The following is a 9,468-nucleotide window of genomic DNA, read 5'->3' on the forward strand; positions in this document are numbered from 1 at the left end:
GCCGACGCCTGCTGGTCGAGGACCGGCCGGCGTGCAGCGCGCCCTCGACAAGCTCGGACCGGACCCGATCAACGACGACGGACCCGAGGCCGAGAAGACCTTCGTCGAGAACGTCCGGAAGCGGAACGTCGCGATCGGGCAACTGCTCATGGACCAGTCCGTGGTCGCGGGCATCGGCAACATCTACCGCGCCGAGCTGCTGTTCCGGCAGCGCATCGACCCGTACAAGCCCGGCAAGAAGATCACCGTGAAGCAGGCGAAGGCGCTGTGGCAGGACTGGTCGAAGCTGCTGCACGACGGTGTCCGCGACGGTCTCATGCTGACCATGGACGACCTGTCGGAGGCCGACCACGCGAAGGCCGTGCGTTCCCGGAAGGACCGGCACTGGGTGTACCACCGCGAGGGCGAGCCCTGCCGGGTGTGCGGGACGGAGATCCGGATGGCGGACATGGCCGGCCGCAAGCTCTACTGGTGCCCGAAGGACCAGAAGTAGCGTCGGCGGCAGCGGTCACACGTCGAGGTACGTGAACCGTCCCTCGATCGCGGTGCCGAGCACCCGGGCCGAGCGCAACGCTCCCGACGACGGCGCTGCGAGCGGGTCCTCCGCCAGGAGCACCAGGTCGGCGACGTCCCCGACGGACACCCCGACCCGGCCACCCTCGGTCGATCCGCGCCACGCGGTCAGCGCGGCGAGCCGCTCGGCCGGGTGCCACGGCTCCCGTCCGTCCCGGTCCCGCCCGACCGCCGCCGCCATCGACACCCACGGGTCGAGCGGTGCCACCGGCGCGTCGGAGCCGAGCAGCAGGGACGCACCCGCGCGGTCGAGCGACGCGAACGCGAACGCCCGGTCGGTCACGCCCGCCCAGTGACGGTCCGCGATGTCCCGGTCGTCCATCGCGTGCTCCGGCTGCACGGACGCCGCGACGCCGAGCCGCGCGAAGCGCTCCACGTCCTCCGGCACGAGCAGCTGCGCGTGCTCGATCGTGCCGCGGGCGCCGACGGCCTCGAAGACGTCGAGCGCGAGGGTGTTCGCCCGGTCGCCGATCGCGTGCACGGCGGGGACGAGCCCGGCCGCCACGGCACGTCGGACCATCGCGACGAGGTCCTCGAACGCGTACGCGAGCACGCCCGAGCCGTCGGTCATCGCCGCCGTCCGGGTGCCGAGCGACCCGTCGGTGATCACCTTGAACGGCCCCATCGTCACGAGTCCCCGGGTCCCGGGCACGACGTCGCCGGTGCGGAGCCCGCGCGCGATCGCGGCGTCGAGCTCGCCCGGGTACACCCCGGACCCGACCCGCAGGCCGTCCGTCCCCGCTTGCACGCGCCGGGTCCACCGGTCGATCCCGAACACCATCTCGAGGTCGCGCACCCGCGTCACCCCGCGGGCGGCGGCCGCCTCGACGGCGTCCGCCACGAACCCGTCGAGCACGTCGTCCGGCACACGGGAGAGTGCGCCGGTCACGTCGAAGGCGTCCTGCTCGCGCAGGACGCCGTCCTCGCCGGCCGGCAGGGGCCGCCCGACCAGGGCGGCGAAGTGCTGCAGCGCGAGGGCGTTGCACCACACGGCGTGCAGGTCCGCACTGATGACGACGACCGGGAGGCCCGGTGCGGCCTGGTCGAGCAGCTCACGGCGCGCGGGGCGTGGCCACATCCCGTCTCGGTAGCCGTGCCCGACGAGCACCCGGTCCGGCACGCCCGTGCGGGCGACGTCGGCCAGGAGGGACGCGGTCGACTCCGCGGAGTCGCAGCCGGACACGTCGACCCGTCGTCGCACGAGCGCCCACTGGTCGAAGTGCACGTGGTGGTCGACGAGTCCGGGTCCGAGCCACGCGCCGGCAGCGTCGACGACCTCGGTCTCGGCGGAGGTCGGGTCGAGGGTCCCCGCGGGTGCGATCGCGGCGACCCGCCCGTCGACGAGCAGCACGTCGGACGGGGCGCCGGACGTCCCCACGCGCCGGACGGTGCGGAGCAGTGTCTCGGTCATCCCCACCGTCACGGCCGGTCCGCCGCTGGCGCGTCGGCCCGGAACCGGCGGCGTGGGCCCAGCGCCTCCAGCCCGTGTACCCGGACCATCTCGTCGGCGAGCGCCGGCGAGGCGTACGGCCCGTCGCCACGGAGACCCGCGACGATCCGCTCGACGACCTCGGGGGCCTTGTTCTGGGAGAGCTTGGCGCGGGCGTCGAACCGGGTGACCCGGATGCGGATGCCCACGGTCCCCTTCGCCATCGCGCGGGCCGTCTGCTCATCGACCTCGAGGGACACCGGCTCCGGCATCACCTGCTCGAAGTGGTCGACGAGTTCGCCGAGGACGCGGAAGTTCTCCTCGTCGGACAGGACCTCCGGCGTGCCCCAGCAGTGCGCGGTGACGTGGTTCCAGGTCGGGACGAACTGCTCGGGCGGGTACCAGGCGGGGGAGACGTACCCGTGCGGTCCCTGGAACACGACGAGGACCTCGTGCTGCCCGAGTTCGTGGGCGACCTCGTCGGGGCGGCCGACGTGGGAGACGAGGACGATCTCGTCGTCGGTGCTCGTGGCCGTGTCGAGGAGGACGGGGTAGTGCGACGCGACGAGCCCCGTGGCGGTGGGCGACACGATCGTGGCCCACGGGTTCTCGGCGATCAGCCGACGGACCTCGGCGACGTCGGTCATGAGGAAGTGGGGTGTGTGCCGCATGGGTCGAGCGTGGCACAGGTCGCTCCGCGGGCGCGAGGGTCGTCGTTTCGGGCCTGTTTCCGAGAAGTAAAGGTTTCAGAGATCACTGAAACAAGTCTTGTGGTGGGGTTTCGTCCGGCCCTAGCTTCACCGTCAACGACGACCGGTCCCGAACCGGACGCGCTCGACTCGAGGAGCAAACGATGCGACGCAGGACTCTCGCCGCGCTGGCCGCGGCGGCCACGGTGGCGCTGGTGGCCACGGGCTGTTCCGCAACCGGGACCGCGAACGACCAAGCGGGATCGGGCGGGAGCCTGGTGTACGCCACGGGCGAGCCCGACCACCTCACCCCCGGACGCCAGACCGTGGCCTTCACCCAGGTGCTCAGCCTGTTCGCACCCCTCACCGAGACCGACTCGGACGGCAAGCTCCACGACGTCGCGGCGAAGAGCGTCACGTCGAGTGACAACACCACGTGGACGATCACGCTGCGCGACGGCTGGAAGTTCCAGAACGGCGAGGAGGTCACGCCCGAGAGCTACGTCAAGGCGTGGAACCACACCGCGTACGGGCCGAACGCCTGGGAGAACAGCGGCGAACTCGCGTCGATCGTCGGGTACGCGGACCTCAACCCGGCGTCGGGCAAGCCGAAGACGAAGGAGATGTCCGGGCTGAAGGTCACGGGCAAGGACACCTTCACGGTGACGCTCGACCACGCCGACAGCCAGTTCCCCCTCCAGCTCAGCCAGGCGCAGACCGCCTTCTACCCGATGCCGGAGGCCGCCTACGCGGACCTCAAGGCGTACGACGCGAAGCCGATCGGCAACGGTCCGTACGAGATGACCGAGAAGTGGAAGGCGAACCAGCCGTTCACGGTCACCGCCTGGAAGGGGTTCGAGGGGACGAAGGCGAAGACGGAGGACGTCACCTTCAAGAGCTACTCGGACATGAACACCGCCTACACCGACGTGCTCGCCGGCAACGCGGACGTGCTCTTCCTGCCGGCCGACAAGATGACGAGCGCCGGTTCCGACTTCGGCGACCGGCTGCACTCGTTCGACGCCCCCGGCATCGACTACCTCGGCTTCCCGCTCTGGGACGACCGCTACTCCAACCCCGACGTCCGTCGAGCGATCTCCATGTCGATCGACCGGGAGCAGGTGAACAAGGCGATCTACGGCGGCCTGTACGAGCCGGCGACCGCCCTCACCCCGCCGAACATGTCCGGCACGCAGGAGGGCATCTGCGGCGAGGCGTGCGAGTTCTCCCCGTCGAAGGCCAAGGCGCTCCTGCAGGAGGCCGGCGGGTTCGACGGCACGATCACGCTCGTCTACCCGGGTGGCAACGGCCTCGACTCGCTGTACCAGGCGTACGCCAACCAGATCCGTCAGAACCTCGGCGTCGACACGGTCGCGAAGGCCACCACGGACTGGGCGTCGTACTACTCGGAGCTGACCGACAAGAAGATCGCGGGCCCGCACTTCGGCCACTGGGGTGCGCTCTACGCCAGCCAGCAGAACACCCTCCGTGCACTGTTCACCAAGGNCGGCGGCTGTNGCCCCTGCACCGGGTACTACCAGTCGGACGAGGTCGATCAGCTGCTCGCGAAGGCCGACTCCGCGGGGTCGCAGGCCGAGGCGAACGAATACTACGCCCAGGCGCAGAAGGCCGTGCTCGAGGACTTCCCGGTCGTGCCCACGTTCTTCGACAAGTACGCCTACGTGGTCAGCGACAAGATCGCCTCGCTCCCCGCGGTCGACGGCAGCCCCGTCGTCCCCGGCATCACCGTCGAGTAGGGACCGGCACCACCCGATGGACCAGCGCACCGTCCTCCGCCTCGCGGCCGAGGTCCCCGACCGCGACGGGTTCCCGCTCGTCGACGACCTGCACGCCCGGTTCGCCGCGCTCGCCGCGGCGCACCCCGACCAGGTCACGGTCACCCGGATCGGCACCAGCCGGCTCGGGGAACCCCTCCACAGCCACCGCATCGGGTCCGGGTCGCACGCCGCCGTCGTCGCCGGCGGCGTGCACCCGAACGAGCCGATCGGCTCGTGGACGGCCCTGCACCTCGCGACGTGGCTGCTCGAGGACCCGGAGACCGCGGCGACGCTCGACACCACCTGGCACATCGTCCCGACGATCGACCCGGACGGCATGCGGCTCAACGAGGCGTGGTTCCGGGACCCGCACGACCGGGTGCACTACGCCCGGCACTTCTACCGCCCGGCGCCGGACAGCCAGGTGGAGTGGACCTTCCCCAACAGCCACGGGTCGGTGTACTTCGACCGGGTGCTCCCGGAGACGCTCGCGTTCATGCGGCTCATCGACGACACCCGGCCGGACCTCCTCGTGTCGCTGCACAACGGCGAGATGGGCGGCGTCTACTACTACCTGTCCGAAGGACTGCCCGACGTCATCGACACCCTGCGCGCGTTGCCGGGCGCGCTGGGGCTACCGCTCGACACCGGGGAGCCCGAGTCGGCGCACCTTCGAGCACTCGCCCCCGCGGTGTCGCGATGGACGGCGTCGAGCCCGCGTACGACTACCTCGTGAGCCACGGGATCGACCCCGCCGAGCACATCCCGGGGGGTTGAAGGCCNGCCGGGGCAGCAGGCCGCGGGACCCTGTGCATGTTCGCCGAGCTGCCGTACTGGAGCCACCCGGAGGCGGACGACCAGACCCCGACCGACGAGTCGTACGGCGGACCTCCTCCGCCGCTCGGGCCGAGGACCTCGCTGCCTCGGGCGCGGAACTGCGGGCGGTCCTCGACGAGGCGTCCCCGATGCTCACGATCGCGTCGCCGTTCCTCGAGGCCTCCCGAGCGTTCGTCCCGATGCTCGCAGGCATAGCGGACACCGACCGGGCACGGGCCGACCACGAGCCCGCCGACCGGACGGCGACGGTCGCCGAGCGCTTCGGCTGCGAGGACCTGGTCCGCTGCTTCCGCCTGCGCTACGGGGGCATGCTCCTCCGGGCGCTCGAGGTGGAGACGACCGCCGGCACCGCCCCGGCGCCGCTCCGGCGGTTGCGCGACCAGCTCGCCGAGCGGTACGCCGAGTGGCAAGCCGACGATCTGCCCGATGCCGCGCCGATCCCGATCCGCACGCTCGTGGGCGTGCAGTTCGGGGCGATCCTCGCCTGCGCGAGCCACGTCGCCGGAGGCGACGACAGCAGGCACAGCGCGGAGCCGGACCGCGCCTCTCCCCACCGGCACGGCCCGTCCGCCGCTGGCGCGTCGGCCGGGAACCGGCGGCGTGGGCCCAGTCCGTTGCTCGCCACGTCGCTGACGGGAGGCGCGTGATGCGCCCGGCGCTCGCCGTCGGCCGCCGACTCGGCGGCCTGGTCGTCGTGTTCCTCGGGGTGACCTTCCTCATCTACGCGATGACGTTCGCGCTGCCGGGCGACCCGATCAAGGCGCTCGGCGGGGACCGGCCGCTCTCCGACGCCGTCGTCCGGGCGCTCCGGGCCGAGTACCACCTCGACCAGCCGCTGTGGCTGCAGTACCTGCAGTACCTCGGCGGGCTCTTCCGGGGCGACTTCGGCACCGACTTCAGCGGGCAGTCCGTCGGGGAGCAGATGGCCTCGCGGTGGCCGGTCACGATCACCCTCGCGCTGACGGCCTGGGCGATGGAGATCGTGCTCGGCATCGGACTCGGAGCGCTGTCGGCACTCCGGCGCGGCACCGTCCTCGACAAGTCCGTGCTCGTCGGGACCATCGTCGTGGGGGCCGTGCCGGTGTTCGTGCTCGGCGTCGCACTCCAGCTCGTGTTCTCGGTACGGCTGCACTGGTTCCCGGTGGCCGGCGCGACCGCGGGCTGGCCCAGCGCCTACGTGCTGCCCGCGTTCGTGGTCGCGCTGTTCGGCCTCGCGGCCGTGTCCCGACTCACCCGGACCTCGATGATCGAGACGCTCGACGCCGACTTCGTGCGGACCGCGCGGGCGAAGGGCCTCGCGCCCGGCCGGATCGTCGGGGTCCATGTCATGCGCAACTCGCTCATCCCCACGGCGACCTACCTGGCGACCGACCTCGGCTACCTCATGGGCGGCACGGTGATCGTCGAGGGCATCTTCAACCTCCCCGGCGTCGGGAACCTGCTCTTCCAGGGCATCCGCTCGCACGAGGGCGCGGTCGTCGTCGGGATCTCGACCGCGCTCATCCTGGTGTTCCTCGTCACGAGCGTGCTCGTCGACCTGCTGCACGCCGCCCTCGACCCGCGTGTCCGGACAGGAGCCGCAGCATGACCACCTCCGCCATCGGCGCGACCCTCGAACCCGCCGTCGTCACCCGTCGACGACCCCTGCGCGCCGCCGTCCGCAAGCCCGGGTTCTGGGTGCCGGCATCCGTGCTGGTCGTCGTCCTGCTCATCGCCGTGTTCCCCGCGTTCTTCGCCGGCTTCTTCGGCCACGGCGACCCGCGCGCGTGCGACCTCGGCCGGAGCGGTGCTCCCGCGGCCGACGGGCACCCGTTCGGCTTCGACCTGCAGGGGTGCGACGTCTACGCGAACGTGGTCTACGGCACCCGGTCCTCGGTCGCGGTGGCGCTGCTCACCACGGTCCTCGCCGGGGTGGTCGCGGTCGTCGTCGGGACGGTCGCCGGCATGCTCGGCGGCTGGGTGGACGCGGTGCTCGCCCGCCTGACCGACGTCTTCCTCGGCTTCCCGTTCCTCCTCGGCGCGGTCGTCGTGCTCAACAGCGTCGGGGAGCGCTCGGTGCTGACCGTGTCGCTCGTGCTGGCGCTGTTCGGCTGGCCGACCATGGCGCGGCTCGTCCGGTCGAGCGTGCGGAGCGTCCGGAACGCCGAGTTCGTCCTGGCAGCCCGGACGATGGGCCTCTCCACGTGGCGCATCACCACGCGGTACGTGCTGCCGTCGTCGATCTCGCCGCTGCTCGTACTCGCCACCATCACCGTCGGCGGCGTCATCGTGTCGGAGTCGTCGCTGACGTACCTCGGCATCGGCCTCGAGAGCCCGGCGATCTCGTGGGGGCTGCAACTGTCCGCCGCCACGAGCCAGTTCCTCCGCGCGCCCCACATGCTCGTCGCGCCCGCGGCGTTCCTCGCCGTCACCGTGCTGTCCGTCATCGCGCTCGGCGACACGCTGCGCGCCGCACTCGACCCACGCCGCCGCTGACGCGCGTCGCGCCGCACCCTGCGGCCGGCAGCCGTCAGACTCGTCACCACCGCCCCTCGAAAGGACACCCACAGTGACCGACACCCTCGCCGCGTACCGGAAGACCCTGCCCTACATCCACGACTGGGTGTCCTACAAGGTCTGGCAACTCCGCGTCCCGGGCGTGCAGGTCGCCATCGGGTACGCGGGCGAGGTCCTCTTCGAGGAGGCCTGGGGACACGCCGACGTCGAGGCCGGCCGGCGACTCACCACCACCGACCTCTTCCGGATCGCCTCGCACTCGAAGACGTTCACCGCGACCGCGCTCCTGCTGCTCGCCGAGCGCGGCGCCCTCCGGCTCGACGACACCGTCGGCACGTACGTCCCGGCGCTCGCCGACGGCGGCTCCCCGCTCGCCGACGCCACCCTCCGCGAGCTCATGGAGATGGGCGCCGGCGTGATCCGCGACGGGCACGACGGCGACTACTGGTCCCTCGCGCGCCCGTTCCCCGACGAGGAGGAGCTGCTCGCGCTCGTCCTCGACCGCGGCCAGAAGGTCCCGGCGGGGTCCTCGTTCAACTACTCGAACCTCGGGTACTCGCTGCTCGGCCTCGTCATCGCCGCGGTCTCCGGTACGACGTACAACGACTTCGTCCGCGAGGCGATCACCGAGCCGCTGGGCCTACGGAACACCGGCCCGGACTGGGACCCCACGCGGGCGGACGACTTCGTGGTCGGCTACACCGGCTTCCACACCGACCGCCGCCGACACCGCATCGACCACGTCGACACCCGGGCGATGGCCGCCGCCACCGGCTTCCACGGCACCGCGGGCGACCTCGTGCGGTACTTCTCGCAGCACGTCATCGGGCAGGGCGCCCTCCTCAGCGACCACTCGAAGCGGCTCGCACAGCGCAAGGCCTGGAGCGCCACCGACGACCCGGCCGACCGCGGCTACGGCGCGGGCTTCGTCGTCGACCGGATCGGCGGACGCGAGGTCCGCGGCCACTCCGGCGGCTTCCCGGGTCACATCACCCAGTCGCTGTTCGACCCGGCGTCCGGGCTCGTCGTGTCGGTGCTCACCAGCGCCGCCGCCGGACCCGCGACGCTCATCGCCACCGCGATCATCGACCTCCTCGACCGCGCCGCGGCCGACGACGCACCCGGCGCCCCCGTGCCCGACGGCGTCGACCCCGCCACCTTCACCGGACGCTTCGCGAACCCGTGGGGCGTCACCGACATCGCGCTGGTCGGCGACCGGCTCCTCGAGATCGACCCCGCAGCGCCCGCCCCGCTCGAGTCGCCCACCCGGCTCGAGGTGGTCGACGCCGACACCCTGCGGATGACGCACGGCAACCGCTTCGGCTCGATCGACGAGGACGTCACCTACTCACGCGACGTGGACGGCACCGCGACGGGCATCCGCGCCGGCGGCGGCATGAGCCTCACCGCCTGGTCCGTCCCGGTCGAGCCGCCCGCCGTCGCCGCCGGGGTCGAGGCGTGAGCGAGGGGGACCGCCAGGCGCTCCGGGCGGAGGCACGCAGCGACGTCGTCCTCGAACCCGCACGGCAGGCGTTCGTCGAGGAGTTCGCACTCATGTTCAGCGACATGGCGGGCATGCCGCTCACGGACGCCCGCGTGCTCGGCTACCTCATGATGACCCGTGCCCCGCACTCGTCCTCGTCCGACCTGCAGACCGCCCTCGGCG

9 protein-coding genes and 1 pseudogene are annotated in these 9,468 nt (G+C 72.0%); 8 read left to right on the forward strand and 2 right to left on the reverse strand.

Features of this window, described 5'->3' with window-relative positions; all coding sequences use genetic code 11:
* Nucleotides 1-493: zinc finger domain-containing protein (locus I59_RS06915; protein ID WP_031273210.1), on the forward strand; the 493-nt coding region annotated here is incomplete at its 5' end.
* A gap of 15 nt (nt 494-508) precedes the next feature.
* Here I59_RS06915 and I59_RS06920 read toward each other — a convergent pair.
* Both I59_RS06920 and I59_RS06925 read right to left on the reverse strand, forming a co-directional pair.
* On the reverse strand, nt 509-1,984 hold the full coding sequence (locus I59_RS06920) for an amidohydrolase (protein WP_031273212.1): 1,476 nt from the start codon (nt 1,982-1,984) through the stop codon (nt 509-511).
* 8 nt (nt 1,985-1,992) lie between these two features.
* A complete protein-coding gene (locus I59_RS06925) occupies nt 1,993-2,673 on the reverse strand; it encodes an FMN-binding negative transcriptional regulator (protein ID WP_022903241.1) in 681 nt (226 codons plus the stop codon).
* Between the two features lie 182 nt (nt 2,674-2,855).
* On the opposite strand from I59_RS06925, the gene I59_RS06930 reads away from it, so the two are divergent.
* The 7 genes and pseudogenes from I59_RS06930 to I59_RS19410 form a co-directional block, all read left to right on the forward strand.
* Nucleotides 2,856-4,448, forward strand: a complete 1,593-nt coding sequence (locus I59_RS06930) for an ABC transporter substrate-binding protein (RefSeq protein ID WP_022903242.1) — start codon at nt 2,856-2,858, stop codon at nt 4,446-4,448.
* A gap of 16 nt (nt 4,449-4,464) precedes the next feature.
* Nucleotides 4,465-5,205: a M14 family zinc carboxypeptidase gene (locus tag I59_RS21980; protein ID WP_148286124.1), complete on the forward strand. Its 741-nt coding sequence runs from the start codon at nt 4,465-4,467 to the stop codon at nt 5,203-5,205.
* Nucleotides 5,206-5,434: 229 nt separating this feature from the next.
* Nucleotides 5,435-5,953 (forward strand): hypothetical protein, encoded by a 519-nt coding sequence (locus I59_RS21985; protein ID WP_031273215.1) that lies wholly within the window; start codon nt 5,435-5,437, stop codon nt 5,951-5,953.
* The gene (locus tag I59_RS06945; RefSeq protein WP_022903243.1) at nt 5,953-6,894 is read left to right on the forward strand and encodes an ABC transporter permease; all 942 of its coding nucleotides are present in this window, start codon (nt 5,953-5,955) and stop codon (nt 6,892-6,894) included. The genes I59_RS21985 and I59_RS06945 overlap by 1 nt, the downstream gene beginning before the upstream one ends.
* Nucleotides 6,891-7,781, forward strand: a complete 891-nt coding sequence (locus I59_RS06950; protein ID WP_022903244.1) for an ABC transporter permease — start codon at nt 6,891-6,893, stop codon at nt 7,779-7,781. Before I59_RS06945 ends, I59_RS06950 begins: the two co-directional genes overlap by 4 nt.
* 73 nt (nt 7,782-7,854) lie before the next feature.
* Entirely contained in the window at nt 7,855-9,264 is a 1,410-nt protein-coding gene (locus I59_RS06955; protein WP_022903245.1) for a serine hydrolase, read from the forward strand.
* Nucleotides 9,261-9,468: pseudogene (locus I59_RS19410) on the forward strand (transcriptional regulator); the annotation flags it as partial. The gene I59_RS06955 and the pseudogene I59_RS19410, both read left to right, overlap by 4 nt.

The sequence above is a fragment of the Curtobacterium sp. B8 genome, assembly GCF_000333315.1.
GTDB classification, from domain to species: Bacteria; Actinomycetota; Actinomycetes; order Actinomycetales; family Microbacteriaceae; genus Curtobacterium; species Curtobacterium luteum.